The following is a 22,637-nucleotide window of genomic DNA, read 5'->3' as shown; positions in this document are numbered from 1 at the left end:
GCAGATATGGGGCAGGCTTCGGAAGTCGTCTGATCGTCAAAATGGTCAGGAGCGGGCTGATACATGAGGAGTGGCCTTTGCAGCCCGCGGGAGCAGGTCGGGGAATGCCCGCGCCACCATGGCGGCGCGGGCATCGCGGTCAGGCGACGCGGCGCGCCCGATGTGCCTGATCGGCGATCAGCGCCGCACGCTCGGCAAAGCGCCTTTGCATCGCGCTGATGGTCTTCGCGTCGCGCACGGCATGGAATCCCGGACGGATGCCTTCTCGCCGGGGCTGGGGCTGCATGGTCATGCGGGTGACGGCGGCATTGTGGAAAAAGTCGCGATTGCCGCCATCGGTGTAGCTTTCCGAATAGATGCCATGCGCGTGGATCACGTCGAACTGGTCAAGTTCGATATGATAGTAGGAGATGCGCTTGAGGCTCTTGTCGGGGCGGATCGTCGATCCGTTGACCAGATCCCTGGCCCGCACCAGAACGCCGTCGACATAAAGATGATGCCAGGGCGACACGCGAATATCCTTGCTGGGCACGGCTTCGCTGATGGCATCGGCCTCGATCAATATGGGCCACATATCGTCCAGATGGGCCTGCGGGATGCGGTCCACCCAGTCATGGCGATGGCCGACCCATTGCACCGTGCGCAGGCCGCTGCGGCACAGGACCTGATCACCGATCCTGATATCTTCCACGGCGACCTCACCACGATCGGTGTCGATCATCGTGCCGCGCAGGAAGCAGACTGGAGCCACGAACTGGCCGGTGCTGTCGACGAAGCTCGCCGGATCGGCCAGGATTGCCGCCGCCAGTTCGGGATCGACGCCGGTCATGTTGAAGGTGACGGTCTGTTCCCCGATCAACGCGCCGTTCGTCAGCACAAGGGTCGCGCTGCCCGAAACGGAGTCATAGTCGAAGCTGTCAAATTCATAGCCGTCGACGCCCACGCTGTCGCCCCAGTCAAAGCCATTGACGTTGAAGGACGACACGCTGTCGATCAGTCCTTTGTCATAGGTGAAGGACCCCGCGCCATTGCCGGAGAAATTGACGGTCTGCGTGCCAAGGTTGACGCCCAGGATCGATGGACCCTGCACCGATATGTTTGACGTGTCGCCGACATTATAGGTGACGCCCGACAGCGTATTGGCGCCAAGCGCGCCATAATCGATGGTCAGATTGCCGTCATTGATCGCCGAAAAAGTGGGTGAGGAGGCAGCCTGTACCCCCGCCAGGCCGGAAACGGTCGCGCTGACGCCGTCAACGGTCAAGGTGTGCGTGCCAAGTGCGACGATATTCACAGTATTTGTGTCGTCCGCATTGTCACTGTTGATCGTCTGGTCGCTGTTCAGAAGGTCGAGATTGAGGATCGCCATCATATATCTCCCACTGGGGCCGATGTGACTGTCGATATTTTCGACGACGCATCTGGTCGGGCATGAATATTAGGAAATTGCTGCGCGGGAATATTGATGATGGTCCAAAACGGACTTTCCGGCAGGCGGATTGACAGCCTTGATCGTACGCCCTTCGGGTGACGGAGATCGGTTGAAATTCAGACCATTTATGCCTTATGACGGCACCGTCATGAGGGGAATGGAACTGATAGAGCAGGGGCTGCCCCTGTCGGATCTGATCGCGGCGAGCCCGATCGCGGCCTTGATCTGCGATCCGTCCACCCCCGACACGCCCGTGATCGAATGCAATTCTGCCTTTCTGGCGCTCACAGGCTATAGTCGCGAAGAAGTGATTGGCCGCAACTGCCGCTTCATGCGTGGTGCTGGCACCGAACCGGAACTGACGAAGCAAATCCGGGCGGCGATCCAGGATCGGCGGCCGATCCTGGTCGAGATTTTGAATTACAAGAAGGGCGGCGCGCCGTTTCGCAATGCGGTTCTGATTGCCCCCATTTTCGATGATTCAGGGACCCTCAAATATTTCCTCGGTTCCTTGATGGAGGTCACGGACCCTGCGCTGGGACCGACCCGCCAGACGCTGGCGCGCGATCGTGTGGCGGCCCTGACCAAACGTCAGCAGCAGGTGCTGGTGCAGATGGCGGCTGGCCAGTTGAACAAGCAGATCGCCTATACGCTGGGCCTCTCCGAACGCACGGTGAAGATGCACAAGGCGGCCTTGCAGAAAGGGCTTGGCGTGTCGACGTCCGCCGACGCCATCCGCATCGCGGTGGAAGCCGGCTACTGATCATCCCGCGCCGGGCAGGTGGTAAGACATCGCCGATGTGAGGCTTTAGCGAACGCTCTTGGTCCGGCGATGGCCCGCCTCCATCACGGTTTCCATCGCGACGAAGGTGGACGTGCTGGCGACATGGGGCAAGGCGCTGATCTTTTCGCCCAGCACGATGCGATAGCGGCGAATGTCGGCGGTTCGCACCTTGAGCAGATAATCGAAATTGCTGGCCAGCATATGGCATTCCTCCACCTCCGCGATGCGGCGCACGGCGGCGTTGAATTCGCGCAGGGCGGCTTCGCGCGTGTCGGACAATTTGACTTCGGTGAAGGCGATATGGTCCAGGCCCAGCTTGGCAGGATCGATGATCGCGCGAAAGCCGCGTATGACGCCCGCTTGCTGGAGACGCTTCAACCTGACCTGGCACGGCGTTTTCGACAGGCCGACCGCATCGGCCAGGTCCGTCACCGTCATGCGGCCGTCCTCGACCAGCGCGGCGATGATGCGACGATCAAAGTCGTCCAGATCGACTATTTGGGGCGGGTTGACCATCTATATTGCCTACAGCGGCCATCCATTTAAGTCCATTCCTCTAAAAGATAGCGTTTGATAAGTCGGAATGATTTCGGCGTCAGGGATATGATGATGGCATGACCGATCAGCCCTTCGCCAATTTCGCCCCCGCCATCCGCCAGCCCACACCCTTGCGTCAGGCGATCACCGCCGCCTATCGACGTGACGAAGCGGAGGCGCTTGCGCCCCTGATCGCGGCGGCGACATTGGCTGATCCGATGCGCGATGCGATCGCAGGCACGACCCGCGCGCTGGTGAGCGCGCTGCGCGCCAATCGCAAGGGCAGCGGCGTCGAGGGGCTGGTGCAGGAATATGCGCTGTCCAGCCAGGAAGGCGTCGCGCTGATGTGCCTGGCCGAGGCGCTGCTGCGCATTCCCGACACGGCGACCCGCGACGCGCTGATCCGGGACAAGATTGCCGACGGCGACTGGGGGTCGCATCTGGGCGGCGAAAAATCGCTGTTCGTCAATGCCGCCACCTGGGGGCTGGTGGTCACGGGCAAGCTGGTTGGCAGCGTCGATGACCGGGGCCTTGGCGCGGCGCTGACGCGGCTGGTTGCGCGCGCGGGCGAACCGGTGATCCGGCGGGGCGTGGACCTGGCCATGCGGATGATGGGCGAACATTTCGTGACGGGCGAGACGATCCAGCAGGCGCTCAAGCGCGCGCGCGAGATGGAGGCCAAGGGCTTTGCCTATAGCTATGACATGCTGGGCGAGGCCGCGACCACGGCGGCGGATGCGCAGCGTTATTATGCCGATTATGAGCGGGCGATCCATGCCATCGGCAAGGCGTCCGCCGGGCGGGGCATTTATGCGGGTCCGGGCATTTCGATTAAGTTGTCGGCGCTGCATCCCCGCTATGTCCGCGCGCAGGCGGACCGGGTGATGGGCGAATTGCTGCCGGCCGTGAAGCAATTGGCGCTGCTGTCCAAAGGCTATGACATCGGTTTCAATATCGATGCCGAAGAGGCTGATCGGCTGGAATTGTCGCTCGACCTGCTCGAAAGCCTGGCGATCGACCCCGATCTTGCCGGGTGGAATGGCCTTGGCTTCGTGGTGCAGGGCTATGGCAAGCGCTGCCCCTTCGTGATCGACTGGATCGTTGATTTGGCGCGGCGCAGCGACCGGCGCATCATGGTGCGGCTGGTCAAGGGCGCCTATTGGGACGCGGAGATCAAGCGCGCGCAGGTAGACGGTTTGCCGGACTTTCCCGTCTATACGCGCAAGGTGCATACGGACGTCGCCTATATCGCCTGCGCCCGCAAATTGCTTGCAGCGCGCGACGTCGTGTTCCCGCAATTCGCCACGCATAACGCCCAGACGCTGAGCAGCATCTATCATCTGGCCGGACCGGACTTTTCGATCGGCGATTATGAGTTTCAATGCCTGCATGGCATGGGCGAGCCGCTGTATGAGCAGGTCGTCGGCGCGGACAAGCTGAACCGGCCCTCCCGCATCTACGCCCCGGTCGGCACGCATGAAACATTGCTGGCCTATCTGGTGCGGCGCTTGCTGGAAAATGGCGCGAACAGCAGTTTCGTCAACCGCATCGCCGACCCTGCCGTGTCGATCGAGGAGTTGATCGCCGATCCGGCTGAGGTGGTAAAGGCCATGGCCCATCCCGGCGCGCGCCACGATCAGATTGCCCTTCCGGCCGATTTATATCCGGACCGGCGCAATTCGGATGGGTTGGATTTGAGTAATGAGGCCGAACTGGCCCGCCTGGGCGAAGCCTTGCGGGAAAGTGCGCAGATGAACTGGGCGGCGGCACCGGAACAGGCGTCCGGACCGACCCGTACTGTCTTCAACCCGGCCGATCACCGGGACGTGGTGGGCCGGGTCACGGACGCGACCGAAGCAGAAGCCCGCGCCGCTGTAATCCGCGCCGCGGAGTCACGCTGGCCCAATAGCGCGGTCGCCGATCGCGCCGCCATGCTGGAGGCGGCGGCCGACGCCATGCAGGCGCGCATGCCGATCCTGCTCGGCCTCATCGTGCGGGAAGCGGGCAAGTCGCTGCCCAACGCCATCGCCGAAGTGCGCGAGGCGATCGATTTCCTGCGCTATTATGCGCAGCAGGCGCGATCCACCTTTGGCCCGCAGCAGCAGGCGCTGGGTCCGGTGGTGTGCATCAGCCCGTGGAATTTCCCGCTGGCGATCTTCACGGGTCAGGTCGCCGCGGCGCTGGTCGCGGGCAATCCCGTGCTGGCCAAGCCGGCCGAGGAAACGCCTTTGATCGCGGCGGAGGCAGTGCGGTTGCTGCACGCGGCGGGGGTGCCGGCCGATGCGCTGCAACTTATGCCCGGTGACGGCCGGATCGGCGCGGCGCTCGTCGCGGCCCCGGAAACCGCGGCGGTGATGTTCACCGGGTCGACCGAGGTTGCCCGCCTGATCCAGCGCCAGCTTGCATCGCGCCTGTCGCGCGCTGGCCGGCCGATCCCCCTGATCGCCGAAACGGGCGGGCAGAACGCGATGATCGTCGATAGCTCGGCGCTGGCCGAACAGGTGGTAGCGGATGTCATCGCGTCCGCCTTCGACAGCGCGGGGCAGCGTTGTTCGGCGCTGCGTATCCTGTGTTTGCAGGATGATGTGGCGGACCGGACGCTGACGATGCTGAAAGGCGCACTGGCCGAATTGCGCATTGGACGGACGGATGCGCTGAAGGTTGATATCGGGCCGGTCATCACTGCCGAGGCGCGTGACACTATCAACGCCCATATCGAGGCGATGCGCGCCAAGGGGTTGCATGTCGAACAGGGCGTCCTGCCTCCCGAAACAGCGCATGGCACCTTCGTTGCGCCCACGATCATCGAGATCGACAGCATCGCCGACCTGGAGCGCGAAATCTTCGGCCCGGTTCTGCATGTCCTGCGGTTCAAGCGGGACGGGCTGGATGCGCTGGTCGCTCAGATCAATGCGACCGGCTATGGCCTGACATTCGGCCTGCATACGCGGCTCGACGAAACGGTTGCCCGCGTCACCAGCCGGGTGAAGGTGGGTAACATCTATGTGAACCGCAATGTCATCGGCGCGATCGTCGGGGTTCAGCCCTTTGGCGGGCGGGGCTTGTCGGGCACCGGGCCAAAGGCCGGCGGACCGCTCTATCTGGGCCGCCTTACCACCAAGCCCCCCGTTTTTGCCGAACGGGTGACGCATTTGCGGTCGCCGCTCCACGCCTTTGCCGACTGGCTGGACCGCCAGGGAGAGGGCGAAGCGGCGGCCCAGGCGCGGCGCACGGGCGATGCGTCGGCCCTGGGTGTCGAATTGTCGCTGCCCGGGCCAGTGGGCGAACGCAATCTTTATGCGCTGCATCGGCGCGGCCGGGTGCTGATGCGGCCGGCGACGCGGCAGGGCCTGCTCCGTCAGATGGCGGCCATTTTGGCGACAGGGAATATCGGCGTCGTGCAAGGCATGACGCTGCCGGTCGACCTTCCAGCCGAAGTAACTGCATGCTTCCAGACCCATGCCGGCGGACCGTTCGCGGCCGCGCTGGTCGAGGGCGACGCGGCCAAGATCGTCGCGACCATGCAATGCGTCGCCGACATGCCCGGTCCCATCGTCCCTGTTCATGCAGATGATCATGGCCATGGCTATTGTCTGGATTGGTTGCTGGAAGAAGTATCGACATCGATCAACACGACGGCGGCGGGCGGGAATGCCAGCCTGATGATGATCGGATGACCTCGGGGATTTGATCAGGATCAGGAATATCATCCAGGCCCGAGGCCGGATTAACCAAAAAATAAAGGGAAATTGCGAAAAGGCGACCCAAATCGGAGATCCGCCCTTTGCGCGTTTTGAAAACCTTGCTGGAAAAACGCGGCGCAAAGCGGTCGCAGGATGCTGACGTCCATGCCAGCCTGATCGAGACGCTCTATGCGTCGCCCGCGTCCCTGACGATCGGCGCGATCACCGGCGTCGCCGTCGGCCTGGTGGTCGTCAGCCTGACCGATCGCGGCGCCATTCATGCCGTCGTCGCCCTGCTCTGCCTGGTCGCGACGCTGCGAGTGGTGTCCGCCATATTCTTCCACCGGCAATTGGTGCGGGGCACTGCGGTCGCTTCGCGCGGCTGGGAACTGGCCTATGAGCTGGGTGCATGGGTCTATGCGGGCCTGCTGGGCCTGATGGCGTTCGTATCGCTCATCACGTCCGGGAACAGCATCATCCACATGCTGACCGTGTCGATGGCGACCGGTTATGCCGGCGGCATTTCCGGCCGCAATGCGGGACGTGTGCAAATCGCCATCGGCCAGGTCTGCCTGGCATTGCTGCCGACCGCGACGGGGCTGTGGCTGGAAGGATCGACAGGCTATCGCGTGCTGTCCGTGGCGATGGTGATGATGGTTCTGGGCCTGGCGGAAATTAGCTCCACGACGCATCGCATTGTCGTTCAGGCGCTGATCGGGAAGCGCGACAAGTCGCTGCTCGCCGAAAAATTCGAGCGGCTGGCGCGGTTCGACAGCCTGACAGGCCTGGAAAATCGCATGGCGATGCAGATGCGCCTGCGGGACATTTTCCAGACGAACGAGAAGCGCACGGACGCCGTGGCGATCCTGTGGATGGATCTGGACCGGTTCAAGGAAATCAATGACTCGCTGGGCCACATGGTCGGCGATCAGTTGCTCCGCGCCGTGGCCGAACGGCTGACGGAGGTGGTTCAGGGTCGTGGCAAGATCGCGCGGTTCGGCGGCGACGAGTTCGTCCTGATCTGTCCTGACACCGACCGGGTGACGGCGGCCGGCATCGCTCAGGAAATTGTGTCTTACTTCACCCATGGCTTTGAGATCGGGGAAAACCATCTGCAGGTGACGGCCTCGGTCGGCTACGCCGTCGCGCCGCAGGATGGCCGCGATATGGACGAGCTGATGCAGCATGCCGATCTGGCGCTGTATGAGGCGAAGGGGCAGGGGCGCAATCGCGCCGCCAGCTTCAACTGGTCGCTCAAGGAACGATTCAATCGGCTGCACGAGATCGAGACCGGCCTGCGTCGGGCACTATCGGGTGGTGAACTGAACCTCATGTTTCAGCCGATCGTCGATTTGAACACAGGCGAAATTGAGGCATGCGAGGCCCTGCTGCGGTGGGAGCATCCGGTATTGGGGCCGATCCCCCCTTCGGAATTCATCCCGATCGCAGAGAATATGGGTTTGATCGAGGCGATGACGGGCTGGGTGCTGCGCCGCGCGTGCGAGGTCGCGGCGCAGTGGCCCGAGCATGTGCGGGTGGCGATCAACATTTCGCCGGCATCGCTCAAATCGCCGGAGCTGCCTGGCAATGTCATCGCCGCGCTGCTGGAGACGGGGGTGTCGGCCCGCCGGCTGGAGCTGGAAGTGACCGAGTCGATATTCCTGGACGACAGCGGGCAGACCAACGCGATCCTGCGCGAATTGCAGCGGATTGGCCTGCGCCTTGCCCTGGATGATTTCGGCACCGGCTATTCGTCTCTGGCCTATTTGCGGTCCTACCGCTTCGACACGCTCAAGGTCGATCAGAGCTTCATGGCGGGCGTCAGCGCCAACGCGGAAGACCGCGCGATCGTCAGGGCGATCGGCAACCTCGCGCGTGACCTGTCGATGGATACGGTGGCCGAAGGCATAGAGACGGCCGATCAGCTAAACCATGCGCGCGAGGCGGGCTTTACCAATGTCCAGGGCTATTTGTTCAGCCGCCCGGTGCCGGCGCAGCAAATCACCGACATGATTGCCGCCGGCCCGTTGCAGGAAACCGGACGGTCCGACCCTGCGATCGGGACTCGCCGCCGCAGGGCCTGACCGGGGCGCTCAGCGCAATTTCGTCTGCGCCGCCGCCAACCGCCGCATCATGCGCAAGTCGCGGTCCGACAGCGACAGGGCGGTTTCAGTCCACATTTCCACGATATCGGTGAGTTCCGTCAGGGTCAGCGGATGCACCCGGCGTGCCGCCTTGTTGATGCCGACATAGCCGGCATGATGCGCCTGATGATCGCGAATCCACTGGATGGTGGCCGCTTCGCCCTCGCCGGGTTCGACGACCTGATTGACGATGCCCATTTCGAACATCTCCTCGGCGGTATAGATGCGGCCCTCAGACAGCATCTGGCGCGCCAGAACAGGGCCGACCCTGCGTTGCAGGATCGACCAGGCGCCCATGCCGGGGAAGAGGCCGAACAACACTTCGGGCAGGCCGAAGCGGGCCTGCCGTTCGGCGATTATGACATCGAAGCAGAGCAGCGCCTCCAACCCACCGCCCAGCGCGTCCCCCTGCGCCAGGCCGATATTGATGATATTCATGTCGTTGCAATGCCAGATGCGATCCACGATCTCGCAACAGGCGACACCATATTTAAGCAGGGTTTCGCGGTCGCGGCGCTGGATGCATTCGGCGAACATTTCCAGATCGCCGCCAAGATTGAAGACGCCGGGAAAACGCGAGCCCAGAACCATGAATTTAAGGGGGCCGTTATCGCCGAAGACGCGGCGGCTTTCCCGCTGCCATGCCATGGTGTCTCGCATCAGGCCAAGATTGGAATTGGGTCGTTCGAGCGGCGTCATGAACGCCCATAGGGTGGCGAGTTCTTCGTCCCACCGAACATCGATCTGCCCGAGGTCGAACAGCGTCGATTTTCCGATGGCCTGCGTAAGCGCCGTTTCCGTAACGACAGCGTCGCTGGCGGTCTGGGTTTCTTCTTCCATCGGATCGTCGTTCACGGCTTCAACCTCGGTGTGCGTCACGACAAAGCGTCCCGAATCAATCATTTGCGGCCCCGTTTTTTCAGATAATGAGTGCGTCAGGTTCGCCTCGATGATGCAGCCGCAGGCGTAATGATTGATAGGGGCTTAACCATTTTTGTTGCTGACTGTTGCCTTGTTGCCGCCCTCTATCCCCACGTCCCGAAGGGCGTGTTGCAAAAATGCCGCAAATTTTTGAAAGCAGTCTCACCCGCCGACCGCTTGGAGCGCTTTGTTAATCTTTCCCATTTACCCATTCCGCATGGCCAATCCGTCAAATCCTTCCTCCTATGTGACATTGACGCTGCAGGATTCGCAGGGGCGTTCCTGGCCGCTGCGCCTGTCGCGTGACTGCCTGCGCTTCGTCGGCGCCTATCGCCGGGTTGAAGGCTTCAATATCGACGCGATGCTGCTGTTTGACGGGGTCCGCAAGGCCGGGTGAGCCGTGCTATCCTTGTGCCGTAGCCAATTCGACCCTAGAGCGCGGCGCATGACGAAGCCCCGATTTTCCTTCTCCCTTTCCGCCGTCGACGGCAAGGCGCGCACCGGCACGATCCAGATGCGCCGCGGCGATATCCGCACACCCGCGTTCATGCCGGTAGGGACAGCGGCCACGGTGAAGGCGATGCGCCCGGCCGAAGTCCGCGCAACCGGCGCCGACATCATCCTTGGCAATACTTATCATTTGATGCTGCGTCCCGGCGCGGAGCGCATGGCGCGGCTTGGCGGCCTGCATGGCTTCATGGGATGGGATCGCCCGATCCTGACCGACAGCGGCGGCTATCAGGTCATGAGCCTGTCCGCGCTCACCAAGATGAGCGAGGAGGGCGTCGCATTCTCCAGCCATATCGATGGGTCCAAGCATCTGCTGACGCCTGAAAGGTCAATGGAAATCCAGCGCCTGCTCGACACCGACATTGTCATGGCGTTTGACGAATGCACCAAAAACGGGTGCACGCATGACGAGGCGGCCAAGTCCATGGAACGCTCCATGCGCTGGGCCAAACGGTCGCGGGACGGATTTGACGCCGGCGGCGAACATGCGGAGCGGGCGGCGCTGTTCGGTATCCAGCAGGGATCGCTGAACGAAGAACTGAGGCGAGTATCGGCCGAGAAGCTGATCGACATCGGCTTTGACGGCTATGCCGTTGGCGGCTTGGCGGTCGGGGAAGGGCAGGAGGCGATGTTCGCCACGCTGGATTTTGCGCCGGATATGCTGCCGCTCGACAAGCCCCGCTATTTGATGGGGGTGGGCAAGCCTGACGATATCGTAGGCGCAGTGGAACGCGGCATCGACATGTTCGACTGCGTCTTGCCCACGCGATCGGGACGCAATGGGCAAGCCTTTACCTGGGGCGGGCCGCTCAACATTCGCAACGCGAAATTCAACGAGGATATGGGACCGCTCGATGCGCGCTGCGGCTGCCCCGTGTGCGCGACCTGGAGCCGGGCCTATCTGCATCATCTGGTCAAGGCCGGGGAAATGCTGGGCGCCATGTTGATGACGCAGCATAATATTCATTTCTATCAGGAGATGATGGAGGCGATCCGCGATGCCATTGGCGCTGGCCGTTTCGCGGCTTTTGCAGCGGAGTTCCGGCGCAACTATCAGCGGGTGTGATCGTCAGGGGACGATGGTGATCGCGATGGCGAATCGACCAGCCTCGCCATCATGATCGAGCGGCGCGCGAAGCTGGCGCGACAGACCGGTGAGCACCCGGCCATAGCGTTCCTTCATATACGCCTGCATGTCCGGCGTGTCGTGGAGGCCCGATGACTGGACGATCACCTGCGCGCGATCCTTGCCCTGAGCCTTGACCGAGATGCGCATGCGGCCCGCCGGGTCCATCCGCATCGCCAGCTCGACCAGTTCGGTGACAAGAAAGGCGATCGGGACAGCGACATCCTGAGTGATATGCAGATCGTCGCTGTCGATCTGAATGCCGAAACGGCGCGCGGCGGCGGGGGCGGTACTTCTCAGGCTTGCAGACAATTCGCTGATAAGCGCGCGCACGCCCACCCCGCGATTTTCCTCCAACTCGGCAAAATGATTGCGGTGCACCACCGACAACGCGTCGACCCGCCGCTGGATCGAGGCATAGGCCTCGACCGCTTCGGGTTCATGGGCAGAGCGCGCGTGCAGGTTGATGAGGCTGGCGATGATTTGAAGGTTGTTCTTGACGCGATGATGGACCTCCCGCGTCAATTTGCGCTGTGTGTCCAGCCCTTCGGCCAGTTCGGCCTCATGCGTCGCGACATCTTCGCTGATCTCGCGGAATGTGTCGCCCAAGGCTATGATCTCGCGCGCAGGGGTTCGCACGCGTTGCATCGGTTCCAGCACTTCGCCGGGATGATAGGCAGCCACGGCCCGACGCAGCAGCACGAGGGGACGGATGAGCAGCCGGTTGACCACGAACCAGCCGATCGCGGCAGCGGCGAACCACATCACCAGCGGCAGGAAGAGGGATAGCGTTCGCGCCAGCGTTTCCGGTGGATCGCGCACCGTCATGGTCAGCACGATATTGGGCGGTTCCAGCGGCGCCGACAGGCTGGTGACGCCGTCGCCGGGAACGAGGGGCTGCTGCGATGATGTCAGATCCAGTCGGCGATGCCCTTCATACAGGGTCAGCCGCCGGTTCTGCAACGCAGTGGCGGGATCGGCCGCCCGTTCGAGATGCGCGCGCGAATAATAGATGAACCCGACCAGTTGGCCGTTCGCGCTTCGCGCGCGGACCAGAAGATAGGGCGCGTCATCGATCAATTGCGCGGCCGGCCCGGTGAAACGCTCTGCTGGATCAAGGATTGGCCTTTGATCGGCGTCCGACGCGCACAGGCGTCGACCAGCCCGATCATAGACGGCATATCGGCCGCCCTCACGGTCATTGGACGCGAGAAACAGCTTGAGCCGGGCGCAGATGCCAGTGTCCCTAGGCGTCGTGGATAAATTGTTGACGGTCAGCTGCAGCGCCGTCCGATCAGATTCAATGTCGGCGGTCAATTTGCGGGCGCTCTGGCTCACCGCGACGCGAAGCAGCGCCTCCTTTTCCAGATCAGCGGTCTGGATGGCCTGCAAAGATGCGACAAGGGCGATCAGCCCGAGCGGCAACAAGGCAAGCGTCAAGATCAGGAACATCTTGACGCCGGTGGAGCCGAAAAGCGAAGCGGTCAGCGATTGGGCTGCCGGAGGATGGCTGCCCCCGATCATGACGCACTCAGTCCAGTTTGCTTAAAAGGTCCAGCATTTCAGCGGGAATGTCTTCCTCAACGGCGCGCTGATAGACCGTGCGCAGCGCCTGCGACACCTGGCCTTCCTCCTTGCGGCTTTTGCCGCTGCGCTTTGGCGCGGCTAGGGGACCATCCTGGTCGTGCCCGCTGTCGGTCGGCTGCTGTTCCGTCGTCGAAGAAACCAAAATCTGCCCCTCTGAAGCAATCTGTGTCACGCCAGCCTGCCCGTATTTGCGGGAAATGCGCGGGTCGTCAATTCGTCGTTCCGCGTCATCCGGTTGAAAATCACGATATCGTCAAAAAATCCATATGGCAGCGAAACAAATTGCGATGTCGATGGTTCCGGGCTTCGAGGCGTTTTTTTGGCGCCGCCGGTTTTGGCGGGACGAAGTAGGGGGCGGGCTTGCCAATGCGGCATGGACATTCCATTCTTCTAGCGACCGCCGTGATGGGCCGGGATACACGATGCCTTTGATCGGGCAGGGAGAAGACTACACAATGTCGCTTGGACAGAAACTGCACCCCCATCTTCCCTTTCTTCGTCGCTATGCGCGCGCCCTGACGGGCAGCCAGACGCATGGCGACGCCTATGTGCGCGCCACGCTGGAAGCGATCGTCGCCGCTCCTGAAGAATTCCCTGCCGATGTTGATCCGCGTCTGGGACTGTACCGGACCTTCCATGCCATCTGGTCGTCGTCCCATCTGGAAGACGAGCCCATGGGGGGCGGCGATGACCGGGAGGCGATCGCGCAGGCGCGTCTCGCGCGCCTGACCCCCTTGCCGCGGCAGGCGCTGCTGCTGACGGCGTTGGAAGGCTTCACCGTCGATGATGTCGCTTATCTGATCGCGATGGAGCCGTCCGACGTCGAAGCGCTGGTGGAAGAAGCACTGGCCGAAATCGAGGCGCAGACGCGCGCCAAGGTGCTGATCATCGAGGATGAGCCGATCATCGCCATGGATATCGAAACGATCGTCCGTGACCTTGGGCATGACGTAACCGCCATCGCTGTCACGCGCGAGGACGCCGTACGCGAGGCCATGGCTGAGCGACCCGGTCTGGTGCTCGCGGACATTCAACTGGCCGACGATTCCAGTGGCATCGACGCCGTGAAGGACATTCTGTCGGAAATTTCGGTTCCGGTCATCTTCATTACTGCTTTCCCGGAGCGGCTGCTGACAGGCGAGCGGCCCGAGCCCACTTTCCTCATCACCAAGCCGTTCCAGCGTTCAACGGTGAAGGCCGCGATCTCGCAGGCGCTCTTCTTCGATCAGGCCACCGCCCCGGCCTGACGCGGGACGTCTGTGTTCTCTTTGCCCCGGTTACGGAACTCCCGGCCGCGCGTCGCGTTAATGAAGCGTAACGATCGGGAGAGAGGCAAATGGTGGATCAGGAAAAGCATGTCGCGACGGAAGACGTACGCGGAGGCTCGACCGAACATACCGTCCGCTATGTGCTGGGCGCATCGCTCGCACTCGCCGTGATCGTCATGATTGTTCTGCTGTTGCTCTGATTAACGGCAATTTCGATTTGTCTTGAGGCACATAAAAGTTAGGATATGGGCGCAGTATGGCTTTGACGATGTCGGCTCAGACGACAGGAGTGGCGGCCAGCAAGGGGGTCGTTCTCGTGAATGAAGAAATTGCCGCGTCGGAAGAGCGCGCCGCTTTGTCGGACAGCGATTTCAAGCGCGAACTCGCGGCAGTCATCCCCCATTTGCGTGCCTTTGGCCGGTCGCTTTCGGGCAACCGCGACGTCGCGGACGATCTGGTGCAGGAAACCTTGCTCAAGGCATGGGCGGCTCGTGCCCGTTTTCAGGCCGGCACAAATATGCGTGCGTGGACGTTCATCATCCTGCGCAATCATTATCTTTCGCAGATGCGCCGGTCCCGCTTCCGCGGCGATTGGGACGATCTGACGGCGGATCGCATCCTTGCGGCGCCGGCCGGGCAGGACAAGCATGTCGAATTGAGCGACATGCAGCGCGCCTTGCTGCAACTGCCGCAACCGCAGCGCGAAGCGCTGATACTCGTGGGTGCGGGCGGCTTTGCGTATGAAGAAGCCGCCGAAATCTGCGGCGTTGCTGTCGGTACGATCAAAAGCCGGGTCGCGCGCGGTCGCGCGGCGCTGGAGCAGATTATGGAAAACGGCGACCTGCCATCCCGCCGCAGCCAGGAAACGACCGAAACGGCTGTGCTTGATGAGATCATGGACGATGTCGATCGTCTAAGCCGTGGTGGAGAGGGACGTCATTCCGGCAACTGACCCGGACGAAATCCGGGCGTAGGAACTGGTTGTCCTGTCTCCTGACTAGGAGAGAGATTATGGCCGACCTGCACAGATTTACGCCCTCCGAACCGCCGCGATCGAACAGTGGTGTCGTTCTGGGGGTCGTTGCCTTGGCCCTCGTGCTGGCGGTGGGCTTTTTCTACCTGACGAATGACGATCGGCGCGATCGGCGCGCGGATGCCGTGACGCAAGCCGCAGCGTCTGCGGACGAGGCCGTGCAAGCCGTGGGCGAAGCGACGCGCAACGCTGCCAACGACCTGGATCGCCCGCGCTGACAGGGTTATCTTTAGACCGGCACCCCGCAGATTCAGTCTTTCTTCGTCATTTTCGTTCAAACCTCTTCCAAGCGTCGGAATTTCTTACACAGGGTGTAAGGAGCGTCCGACGAGCCGGGCCGCTGGTGGCCATGGCTGGGTGAGGCACGACGATGATCAGGCTGTTCAAACATTATGTGCCGCATGCGGTACTGTTGCTGGGGCTGCTGGATTTCCTGCTGCTGATCGGCGCGGCTGAAGCCGGGTGGGTGTTGCGCGCGCACCAGATCGGCATGGACGTGGAACCGATGGCGTCTCGCATAGCGCCGCTGCTGAGTTTTGCCTTCTCCATCCAGACTGCGATGATCGCGGTGGGCGTCTATGGCCCCGAATCGCTCCAGTCGATCCGCTTTGCGCTGGCGCGGCTGCTGGTGGCGGTATCGCTGGGGGTTATCTTCCTCTCCGTCCTCTATTTTCTGATGCCATCCATCACGCTGTGGCGCTCCAATTCGCTATACGCGATGGGGCTTGCGGTCGCGGTGCTGTTGATGATCCGGCTGCTGCTAGGGTCGATGCTGGGTGGCGAGGCGTTCAAGCGCCGGCTGGTCGTGCTGGGGGCAGGTAACCGCGCCAATCGCATCCGGGAATTAGAGCGTCGCCGCGGTTCGGGCTTTCTGGTGGTCGGCTATATCGCGATGAACGATGGCGAACAGGTGATCGCCGAAGCCATCAACCGGAACGCAGTCTATAATCTGGCCGATTTCGTCGTGCGCCTGAACGCGAGCGAAGTGGTGCTGGCGCTGGAGGAGCGGCGGAACGCCATTCCCATGACGGACCTGCTGCGCATCAAGACGACGGGCGTGCACGTCAACGATCTGTCGAGCTTTCTGGAGCGGGAAACCGGTCGCGTCGACCTTGCCAGCGTCAATCCGAGCTGGCTGATCTTTTCCGACGGCTTTTCGGCGGGACGCAGGCTGTCCAGCATCGCCAAGCGCATTTTCGATATCGTTGCCAGCCTGATCCTGCTGATCCTCACCGGGCCGATCATTTTGCTGGGCGCACTGCTGGTGAAGCTGGATAGCAAGGGGCCGGCCTTTTATCGCCAGCAACGTGTGGGCCTCTACGGCCAGGAATTCTGGATCGTGAAGCTGCGCACCATGCGGCAGGACGCAGAAGTGGCGGGCCAAGCGGTCTGGGCGGAAAAGGACGACCCGCGCATCACGCGCCTTGGTTATTGGCTTCGCAAGCTGCGCATCGACGAACTGCCGCAGACATGGACGGTCCTGAAGGGCGAGATGAGCTTTGTCGGCCCGCGCCCCGAACGCCGCCAGTTTGTCGAGGATCTGGAACAGCATCTGCGCTATTACGCCGAACGGCATATGGTGAAGCCGGGCATTACCGGCTGGGCGCAGATCAACTATCCCTATGGCGCGTCGATTGAGGATTCCCGGCACAAGCTGGAATATGATCTCTATTACGCCAAAAATTACACGCCGTTCCTCGATCTGCTGATCCTGTTGCAGACCGTGCGCGTCGTGCTCTGGCCTGACGGCGCGCGTTGACGGCCGGCGATGCCAGTCTTTCTGCAAATCGTCGGGGATTGGGGCCACGCGCTGGCGGCTACCTTCTTTGCGGCGCTTGGCATCTGGCTGTTGCGTCGTCGGGGTGGTTCGACCGACTTGCGGTGCCTGGCTGCGGCCATGCTGCTGACATCGGGCTGGGCGCTCTATATTTCGTTCGGCAGCGTCGCCAAGCCTCTCTCCGGCCTGGGCGAAAATATCCGCAATGCAGGCTGGCTGCTGGCGATGTTCGTCCTGCTGCGGCGGGCCTGGGCGGGACGGCAGGGGCCAAGGGGCGGGGTTGTTGCCGTCTATGCAGCGGTTGCTGGCCTGATCCTGCTCCAGACCGTCACCGATCTGTCCTGGCGTCAGTTTTCGCTGTCCGGTGATGTGCAGGACGCGCTGATTGCCACCACTTTGGTGCTGCGGATGATGACGGCGATCGGCAGTCTGCTCTTGTTGCACCAGTTATACAGCGTTTGCCCGGTTGAGGAGCGCAGCGGCTTGGCGCCGTTGCTGGGCGCGTTGGCGGCGATGTGGGGATATGATTTTGCGCTCTATCTGATCGGCTATGTCGCGCCGCAACGCGCCGCAGCGCTGTTTGCGTTGCGAGGATTGCTAATGGCGGTGGTGGCCGCTTTCATCGCGATTGGCGTACGCCGGGACCTGAGCGGACGCGTGCAATTGTCGCGCGCGCTGACGATGCAGTCGCTGTCGGTCTTCGCCATTGGCCTCTATGTCGTGCTGATTGCGGCCGTCGCCATACTGATCGAGATGATAGCCGGCCCCTACGCACGGCTTGTCGAAATCGGCGCTGTGTTCTTCACCGCCGTCACGGCGCTCGTGCTGCTGCCGTCCCCTCGGTTGCAGGCGGTCTGGCGCGTGCAGGTCGCCAAGCATTTTTTCCAGCATCGCTATGATTACCGCACCGAATGGATGCGCTTTGGCGAAACCATCGGCAGGTCGGGCGATGCGTCGGCGCCGCTCGGCCAGCGCGTCGCAAAAGCAGTGGCGGATATCACCCAGTCGCCCGCGGCCATCCTGCTCCTGCGCGATGAAGAGGGATCGCTCAGTGTCGAAACCCACTGGAACTGGACCAGCCTCGCCATGGATGCCGCCCCGATCCCGGCCGAAATGACCGCGCAGCTGGAGCAGGGGCATATTGTCGATCTGGGCCGGGTGGAGGAGGCGGCGGCATTGCCGCGATGGCTGGCGCAGGACCGCCAGGTCTGGGCCATGGCGCCGCTTATCCATTATGGCCGGCTGATCGGCGCGATCCTGCTGGCACGTCCGCCGATCGACCGACGACTGGACTGGGAAGATCTGGACATGCTGCGCGCGGCGGGCAGGCAGGCCGCCAGCCATATCAGCGAGGCGCAAGGCCAGCAGGCGCTGGCCGATGCCCAGCGGTTCGATGAATTCAACCGGCGCTTTGCCTTCATCCTGCATGACGTCAAGAATCTGGTCAGTCAGTTGTCGCTGTTGACGCACAATGCGGAGCGCCATGCCGACAACCCCGATTTTCGGGCGGACATGATCCTGACGCTGAAAGAATCAGTCGGTCGGATGAACGCCATGCTGGGCCGCCTGTCCCAGCATCACAAGGCTGCGGCGCAGGAGGCGCGTGCGTTCGGGTTGCAGCCGCTTCTGGTCCGGATCGCCGCAATGCGATCACGCCACCATGCCGTCCGGATAGAGGGAACGGCTCCCGACATCATGGCCGATCCGGTTCGAACCGAACAGGTCATCCTTCACCTGGTTCAGAACGCCATTGATGCCAGCCCCCCCGACAGGCCGGTCGTCATCCGCCTGGGGCGTCAGGACGACATGGCAAGGATAGACATTATCGACCAGGGATCGGGCATGAGCGCGGAATATATCCGCCGCGAATTGTTTAAGCCCTTTGCATCCAGCAAGGCCGGAGGCTTTGGCCTCGGCGCGTTCGAGGCGCGCGCTTTGGCGCAGGCCATGGGCGGCAGGATCATGGTGGAAAGCCAGGCTGGCATGGGCAGCCGGTTCTCCCTCTTCCTTCCGCTGGCGCCGGCCGGCGACAGGCCGGCGCATGACGAGCAGGCGGCGTGATGAGCGACACACGGCCTAAATTGCTGATCGTCGAGGATGATCCCGGGCTGCAACGGCAGCTTCGTTGGGCCTATGACGCCTATCATGTTTTCATCGCTGGCGATCGGGAGGAAGCGATCGACCTGCTGCGCGCCGAGACGCCCGATGTCGTGACGCTGGACCTGGGATTGCCGCCAGATCCTGATGGCACCAGCGAGGGATTTGCGACGCTGGCCGATATGCTGCGCATCAAGCCGGATACCAAGATCATCGTCGCTTCGGGCCATGGCGAGCGGGAAAGCGCGCTGGAGGCGATCGCGGGCGGCGCTTATGATTTCTACCAGAAGCCGGTCGACATAAATGAATTGGGATTGATCGTCAGTCGCGCCTTTCATGTCCATGCGCTGGAGCGCGACAATGCGCGACTGGTGGAGAGTGCGCCGCGCGACAAGCAGGTGCTGGGCCAGGTCATCACGGCTGCGCCCGAAATGATCAGGGTCGCGCGGACGATCGAACGGGTCGCCCCGACCGATGTCTTCGTGCTGCTGTCGGGCGGCAGCGGAACCGGCAAGGGATTGCTGGCGCAGGCGCTGCACGATGCCAGCCAGCGGCGCGATGGCCCGTTCGTCACCGTCAACTGCGCGGCGCTGTCCTCTGCGACGCTGGAGGCGGAATTATTTGGCGAGTTCGGGTCGGATAAACGGCCCGCTGGCGGCAGGATCGGCGCTGCGCGGGGCGGCACGCTGTTCCTCGATGAGGTCGGTGACATGGACTTGTCGCTCCAGGCGCAGCTGCTCTTGTTCCTGCAACAGCGGCGCGAGGCTGATGCAGGGGACAGAGGCGCGAAGGGCATGGATATACGCATATTGTGCGCCAGCCACCGCGACCTTGGTGCCATGACGGCGGCCGGGACATTTCGCGAAGACCTTTACTATCGCCTCGCCGAAGTCGTGGTGCGCATACCTGGGCTCAAGGACCGGCCGGGCGATCCTGCGCTTCTGGCGCGCCATTTCCTCAATCGCTTCGCCGACGACCTCAATCCGCAGGTCAAGGGGCTGGCGCCCGATGCGCTGGCGGCGCTGGATGCATGGTCCTGGCCTGGCAATGTGCGGGAACTGGAAAACAGGATGAAGCGCGCCATGATCCTGGCCGAAGGCAAATTGATCACCGCCGCCGATCTTGATCTGGACCAGGAAACGCAAGGCGGCGCGGACGTCATCAACCTGAAGCTGGCGCGCGAAATGGCCGACCGGCGCGCCATACGTCACGCGATGGCGCGCACCGACGGCAACATATCGGGTGCGGCCCGCATGCTGGGGATCAGTCGGCCGACGCTCTATGACTTGCTCAAACACTATCATATGCAGGGCTGATTGATGCGCCGTTCCCGCCTTTTCCTGATCATTGGTTTGATCGCCGCGCTGATGGCGCTGGCAGGATTGTGGCAATGGCGCGCGCATGAACGGGACGGCAGCGCCGCCCTGGCGCGCGGTCTGGCCGCGCTTGACCGGGGCGATGCGCGCACGGCGCGGGTCGAACTGATGAATGCGATCAAGGACAATCCGCGCTCGGCCGTTGCCCGCGCGGCGCAGGCGCGTGCGCTCGCCGATCTGGGCGACGGGGCCGGGGCGCAAGTGGAAGTGGAGCGCGCCCGGTCGCTGGGGCAGGCGCCCGCCGCAACGCGCGCAATTATGGCGCAAGCCTATTTTCTTCAGGGCGATTTTGCCGGCGCCCTGGCCGAAGCGCGCGCGACCGACCTGCCGGAGGATCAGGCGCTGGACGCCGCGCATGTCATCGCGCGCGCGGCGCTGGCTGAGGGGGATGTGCGCGAATCGGAAACGGCGCTCAAGCGCGCGCTGGCGCTGAACGCGCGCGATTCCGATACCTGGGTGGAGGTGGGCCGCCTGCGCATGGCGACCGGCGATCAGGCCGGGGCCATTGCCGCAGCGGATCAAGCGGTGGCGCTCAACCCCAAAAGTGCGCTCGCCTTGGGTCTGCGCGCGGAACTCACCCGCACCCAATATGGCCTGGTGGCGGCGCTTCCGTGGTTTGATCGCGCGATGGCGGTTAATCCTGATTCCGTGCCGGTGCTGGAGCAATATGCCGCCACGCTGGCTGACGCGGGCCAGGCATCGCGCATGCTGGCGATGACGCGCCGCATCCTGGCGCTCGATCCTGGCAATGCGCGCGCCTGGATGATGCAGGCGGTCATGGCGGCGCGCGCCGGGCAGGATGATCTGGCGCGCAAGCTGCTGGAGCGTACCGGCGGTCGGCTGGACGGGGAACCGGCGACGCAGCTGCTGCGCGGTATCCTGCATCTTCAGGACGGCAATCCCCTGCTGGCGGCGCAGACATTGGCGCCCTTGGTCGATGCGCAACCCTGGAACCGGCCGGCGCGCATCTTGCTGGGACGCGCCTATGCGGACAATGGCGATCAGATGTCCGCCGCCGCCACGCTGGCGCCGATCGTGGCGCAGCAGGATGCGGACCCCTATGTCCTGACCCTTGCCGCGCGCGTGCAGGAAAGCCTCGGCGACCGGGCGATGGCCAGCGACATGCTGGCGCGGGCCGCCTGGCCCGTGCGGCCGGCGGCGTCGGTTTTCGCAACGGCCTTGCCCAACGGCGCGCCGGCCGACCCAGCGACCGCGCACGACAATATCCCCTATATTCGCGCGCTCCTGACCGCGGGACGAAATGACGAGGCGCTGGAGCGGGCGCGCCTGTTGAACCGGGCCAACCCCGGCGCACCGGCTGCATGGCTGATCCTGGGCGATGTGTTGCAGGCGAACGGGCAGGGCCGGGAAGCGGTGCGCGCCTACGAAGCCGGCGCCAATATCCGCTTCGATCGCGATGCGGCGCTGCGCCTGGTCAGCGCCTTGCAACAGACCGGCAATGGGCCGCGCGCAGAGCAGGTAGCCCGGCTTTTCTTGCGCCAGCATCCTATGGATCGCGACATGCTCCGTCTGGTGGCGGGCTTTGCGATAGCGCGGGAAGACTGGCGCAGCGCCGAGCGGCTGCTTCAGGCGCTGCGCGCGCAGGTCGGCGACAATGACGCGCTGTTGATGACCGATCTGGCGCGGGTTTCGCTGGAACAGCGCAAGCAGAAAGCCGCCTTGGCCTATGCGCGCCACGGTTATGCCCTGATGCCCGGGAATCCGGTGACGGCCGACATGCTGGGCTGGGTGTTGCTGCGCAGCGATGCCAAGGGGCCGATGGCGGTCGATTTGCTGGAAAAGGCGGTCGCGCTCGCGCCCTCCGTGCCCGTGCTTCAGATGCATCTTGGGCAGGCCTATGCTGCGGCGGGACGCAAGGGCGAAGCGCGACTTGCGCTCAACCGTGCGGCGTCGGTGCGGGATTTCGGCAATCGGCAGGAAGCGCTGGCGGCGCTCAAAGCCTTGTAAAAAGCGGGTCAGGCCTGCGCCAGGTCCATATCCTCGATGCGAAGACCCAGCCGGCGCATCTGCGCGGCCACTGGCGGCCATATCGTTTCCAGAAACCGCTCGCGCTCCGCTTCGCGCAGGCGGCGCGTAGCCCCCGCGGCGACGAACATGCCGACGCCGCGCTTCACTACCACCAGACCATCATCCTGAAAGCTTTGATACGCCTTGGCGACGGTCAGCGGATTGGCGCCCTGCGCCGCGGCGAAGGCGCGGACCGACGGCAGCAAGTCACCGTCGGCAAATTCGCCATCCAATATGGACGCAGCGATGATCTCCCGCAGGCGGAGATAGACGGGCTTTGAGTCTTCGGCCATAGTGCTTCACTGCCATAATACAGCTAATGGGGTCAAGTCAG

20 protein-coding genes are annotated in these 22,637 nt (G+C 63.2%); 13 read left to right on the top strand and 7 right to left on the bottom strand.

All coding sequences use genetic code 11. The features are described 5' to 3' along the window. Positions 1 to 139: 139 nt before the first annotated feature. Positions 140 to 1,372 (bottom strand): Hint domain-containing protein, encoded by a 1,233-nt coding sequence (locus RLDS_RS54460; protein ID WP_031297496.1) that lies wholly within the window; start codon positions 1,370 to 1,372, stop codon positions 140 to 142. A gap of 208 nt (positions 1,373 to 1,580) precedes the next feature. On the opposite strand from RLDS_RS54460, the gene RLDS_RS33445 reads away from it, so the two are divergent. Next, complete coding sequence (locus RLDS_RS33445; RefSeq protein WP_201767460.1) at positions 1,581 to 2,195, top strand: PAS domain-containing protein; 615 nt, start codon at positions 1,581 to 1,583, stop codon at positions 2,193 to 2,195. A 45-nt stretch (positions 2,196 to 2,240) separates the two neighbouring features. On the opposite strand, the gene RLDS_RS33440 is transcribed toward RLDS_RS33445, so the two are convergent. Beyond that, complete coding sequence (locus RLDS_RS33440; protein WP_021224790.1) at positions 2,241 to 2,732, bottom strand: Lrp/AsnC family transcriptional regulator; 492 nt, start codon at positions 2,730 to 2,732, stop codon at positions 2,241 to 2,243. Between the two features lie 98 nt (positions 2,733 to 2,830). On the opposite strand from RLDS_RS33440, the gene putA reads away from it, so the two are divergent. Continuing rightward, positions 2,831 to 6,430 carry a trifunctional transcriptional regulator/proline dehydrogenase/L-glutamate gamma-semialdehyde dehydrogenase gene (gene putA / locus RLDS_RS33435; RefSeq protein WP_021224789.1) on the top strand — a complete coding sequence of 1,200 codons (3,600 nt, stop codon included), beginning with the start codon at positions 2,831 to 2,833 and terminating at the stop codon, positions 6,428 to 6,430. Positions 6,431 to 6,537: 107 nt separating this feature from the next. Continuing rightward, complete coding sequence (locus RLDS_RS33430; RefSeq protein ID WP_031297492.1) at positions 6,538 to 8,520, top strand: putative bifunctional diguanylate cyclase/phosphodiesterase; 1,983 nt, start codon at positions 6,538 to 6,540, stop codon at positions 8,518 to 8,520. A 9-nt stretch (positions 8,521 to 8,529) separates the two neighbouring features. On the opposite strand, the gene RLDS_RS33425 is transcribed toward RLDS_RS33430, so the two are convergent. Continuing rightward, the gene (locus RLDS_RS33425; protein ID WP_021224787.1) at positions 8,530 to 9,483 is read right to left on the bottom strand and encodes a crotonase/enoyl-CoA hydratase family protein; all 954 of its coding nucleotides are present in this window, start codon (positions 9,481 to 9,483) and stop codon (positions 8,530 to 8,532) included. Between the two features lie 235 nt (positions 9,484 to 9,718). Between RLDS_RS33425 and RLDS_RS33420 the strand changes: the two genes are divergently transcribed. Both RLDS_RS33420 and tgt read left to right on the top strand, forming a co-directional pair. Further along, positions 9,719 to 9,898 (top strand): hypothetical protein, encoded by a 180-nt coding sequence (locus RLDS_RS33420; RefSeq protein ID WP_021224786.1) that lies wholly within the window; start codon positions 9,719 to 9,721, stop codon positions 9,896 to 9,898. 48 nt (positions 9,899 to 9,946) lie between these two features. Next, the gene (gene tgt / locus RLDS_RS33415) at positions 9,947 to 11,077 is read left to right on the top strand and encodes a tRNA guanosine(34) transglycosylase Tgt (RefSeq protein ID WP_021224785.1); all 1,131 of its coding nucleotides are present in this window, start codon (positions 9,947 to 9,949) and stop codon (positions 11,075 to 11,077) included. Between the two features lie 3 nt (positions 11,078 to 11,080). Here the strand turns inward: tgt and RLDS_RS33410 are convergent, their stop codons facing one another. From RLDS_RS33410 to RLDS_RS56230, 3 genes are read right to left on the bottom strand one after another with little or no spacing between them, the layout of a single operon-like run. Next, positions 11,081 to 12,661, bottom strand: a complete 1,581-nt coding sequence (locus RLDS_RS33410) for a sensor histidine kinase (RefSeq protein ID WP_021224784.1) — start codon at positions 12,659 to 12,661, stop codon at positions 11,081 to 11,083. Between the two features lie 7 nt (positions 12,662 to 12,668). Continuing rightward, positions 12,669 to 12,896 carry a NepR family anti-sigma factor gene (locus tag RLDS_RS33405; RefSeq protein ID WP_021224783.1) on the bottom strand — a complete coding sequence of 76 codons (228 nt, stop codon included), beginning with the start codon at positions 12,894 to 12,896 and terminating at the stop codon, positions 12,669 to 12,671. Beyond that, positions 12,893 to 13,105, bottom strand: coding sequence for a hypothetical protein (locus RLDS_RS56230; RefSeq protein ID WP_031297488.1), 213 nt, complete (start codon positions 13,103 to 13,105; stop codon positions 12,893 to 12,895). The genes RLDS_RS33405 and RLDS_RS56230 overlap by 4 nt, the downstream gene beginning before the upstream one ends. A 74-nt stretch (positions 13,106 to 13,179) precedes the next feature. On the opposite strand from RLDS_RS56230, the gene RLDS_RS33395 reads away from it, so the two are divergent. From RLDS_RS33395 to RLDS_RS33360, 8 genes are all read left to right on the top strand, one after another. Beyond that, on the top strand, positions 13,180 to 13,971 hold the full coding sequence (locus tag RLDS_RS33395) for a response regulator (protein ID WP_021224781.1): 792 nt from the start codon (positions 13,180 to 13,182) through the stop codon (positions 13,969 to 13,971). Positions 13,972 to 14,060: 89 nt separating this feature from the next. Then, complete coding sequence (locus tag RLDS_RS57175) at positions 14,061 to 14,192, top strand: hypothetical protein (protein ID WP_021224780.1); 132 nt, start codon at positions 14,061 to 14,063, stop codon at positions 14,190 to 14,192. Positions 14,193 to 14,260: 68 nt separating this feature from the next. Further along, on the top strand, positions 14,261 to 14,944 hold the full coding sequence (locus tag RLDS_RS33385; RefSeq protein ID WP_084514674.1) for a sigma-70 family RNA polymerase sigma factor: 684 nt from the start codon (positions 14,261 to 14,263) through the stop codon (positions 14,942 to 14,944). 59 nt (positions 14,945 to 15,003) lie between these two features. After that, positions 15,004 to 15,243: a hypothetical protein gene (locus RLDS_RS33380; protein ID WP_021224778.1), complete on the top strand. Its 240-nt coding sequence runs from the start codon at positions 15,004 to 15,006 to the stop codon at positions 15,241 to 15,243. A gap of 152 nt (positions 15,244 to 15,395) precedes the next feature. Beyond that, on the top strand, positions 15,396 to 16,784 hold the full coding sequence (locus RLDS_RS33375) for a TIGR03013 family XrtA/PEP-CTERM system glycosyltransferase (protein ID WP_021224777.1): 1,389 nt from the start codon (positions 15,396 to 15,398) through the stop codon (positions 16,782 to 16,784). Positions 16,785 to 16,793: 9 nt separating this feature from the next. Then, positions 16,794 to 18,863: an XrtA/PEP-CTERM system histidine kinase PrsK gene (prsK, locus tag RLDS_RS33370; RefSeq protein ID WP_021224776.1), complete on the top strand. Its 2,070-nt coding sequence runs from the start codon at positions 16,794 to 16,796 to the stop codon at positions 18,861 to 18,863. Next, complete coding sequence (prsR, locus tag RLDS_RS33365; RefSeq protein ID WP_021224775.1) at positions 18,863 to 20,215, top strand: PEP-CTERM-box response regulator transcription factor; 1,353 nt, start codon at positions 18,863 to 18,865, stop codon at positions 20,213 to 20,215. Before prsK ends, prsR begins: the two co-directional genes overlap by 1 nt. 3 nt (positions 20,216 to 20,218) lie before the next feature. Next, a complete protein-coding gene (locus RLDS_RS33360; RefSeq protein WP_031297485.1) occupies positions 20,219 to 22,243 on the top strand; it encodes a tetratricopeptide repeat protein in 2,025 nt (674 codons plus the stop codon). Between the two features lie 8 nt (positions 22,244 to 22,251). On the opposite strand, the gene RLDS_RS33355 is transcribed toward RLDS_RS33360, so the two are convergent. Then, a complete protein-coding gene (locus RLDS_RS33355) occupies positions 22,252 to 22,596 on the bottom strand; it encodes a GntR family transcriptional regulator (RefSeq protein WP_021224773.1) in 345 nt (114 codons plus the stop codon). Positions 22,597 to 22,637: the final 41 nt, after the last annotated feature.

Origin of the sequence: Sphingobium lactosutens DS20, from assembly GCF_000445105.1 — a bacterium.
GTDB classification, from domain to species: Bacteria; Pseudomonadota; Alphaproteobacteria; order Sphingomonadales; family Sphingomonadaceae; genus Sphingobium; species Sphingobium lactosutens.
Note: the sequence above shows the minus strand (reverse complement) of the source record. Positions and strands in the feature narration are given on the sequence as shown.

What these genes read in the sequence shown, in the direction of transcription:
- RLDS_RS54460 (WP_031297496.1), bottom strand. Translation starts at nt 1,372, where the DNA reads ATGATGGCGATCCTCAATCTCGACCTTCTGAACAGCGACCAGACGATC.
- RLDS_RS33445 (WP_201767460.1), top strand. Translation starts at nt 1,581, where the DNA reads ATGAGGGGAATGGAACTGATAGAGCAGGGGCTGCCCCTGTCGGATCTG.
- RLDS_RS33440 (WP_021224790.1), bottom strand. Translation starts at nt 2,732, where the DNA reads ATGGTCAACCCGCCCCAAATAGTCGATCTGGACGACTTTGATCGTCGC.
- putA (WP_021224789.1), top strand. Translation starts at nt 2,831, where the DNA reads ATGACCGATCAGCCCTTCGCCAATTTCGCCCCCGCCATCCGCCAGCCC.
- RLDS_RS33425 (WP_021224787.1), bottom strand. Translation starts at nt 9,483, where the DNA reads ATGATTGATTCGGGACGCTTTGTCGTGACGCACACCGAGGTTGAAGCC.
- RLDS_RS33420 (WP_021224786.1), top strand. Translation starts at nt 9,719, where the DNA reads ATGGCCAATCCGTCAAATCCTTCCTCCTATGTGACATTGACGCTGCAG.
- tgt (WP_021224785.1), top strand. Translation starts at nt 9,947, where the DNA reads ATGACGAAGCCCCGATTTTCCTTCTCCCTTTCCGCCGTCGACGGCAAG.
- RLDS_RS33410 (WP_021224784.1), bottom strand. Translation starts at nt 12,661, where the DNA reads ATGATCGGGGGCAGCCATCCTCCGGCAGCCCAATCGCTGACCGCTTCG.
- RLDS_RS56230 (WP_031297488.1), bottom strand. Translation starts at nt 13,105, where the DNA reads ATGTCCATGCCGCATTGGCAAGCCCGCCCCCTACTTCGTCCCGCCAAA.
- RLDS_RS33395 (WP_021224781.1), top strand. Translation starts at nt 13,180, where the DNA reads ATGTCGCTTGGACAGAAACTGCACCCCCATCTTCCCTTTCTTCGTCGC.
- RLDS_RS57175 (WP_021224780.1), top strand. Translation starts at nt 14,061, where the DNA reads ATGGTGGATCAGGAAAAGCATGTCGCGACGGAAGACGTACGCGGAGGC.
- RLDS_RS33385 (WP_084514674.1), top strand. Translation starts at nt 14,261, where the DNA reads ATGTCGGCTCAGACGACAGGAGTGGCGGCCAGCAAGGGGGTCGTTCTC.
- RLDS_RS33380 (WP_021224778.1), top strand. Translation starts at nt 15,004, where the DNA reads ATGGCCGACCTGCACAGATTTACGCCCTCCGAACCGCCGCGATCGAAC.
- RLDS_RS33375 (WP_021224777.1), top strand. Translation starts at nt 15,396, where the DNA reads ATGATCAGGCTGTTCAAACATTATGTGCCGCATGCGGTACTGTTGCTG.
- prsK (WP_021224776.1), top strand. Translation starts at nt 16,794, where the DNA reads ATGCCAGTCTTTCTGCAAATCGTCGGGGATTGGGGCCACGCGCTGGCG.
- prsR (WP_021224775.1), top strand. Translation starts at nt 18,863, where the DNA reads ATGAGCGACACACGGCCTAAATTGCTGATCGTCGAGGATGATCCCGGG.
- RLDS_RS33360 (WP_031297485.1), top strand. Translation starts at nt 20,219, where the DNA reads ATGCGCCGTTCCCGCCTTTTCCTGATCATTGGTTTGATCGCCGCGCTG.
- RLDS_RS33355 (WP_021224773.1), bottom strand. Translation starts at nt 22,596, where the DNA reads ATGGCCGAAGACTCAAAGCCCGTCTATCTCCGCCTGCGGGAGATCATC.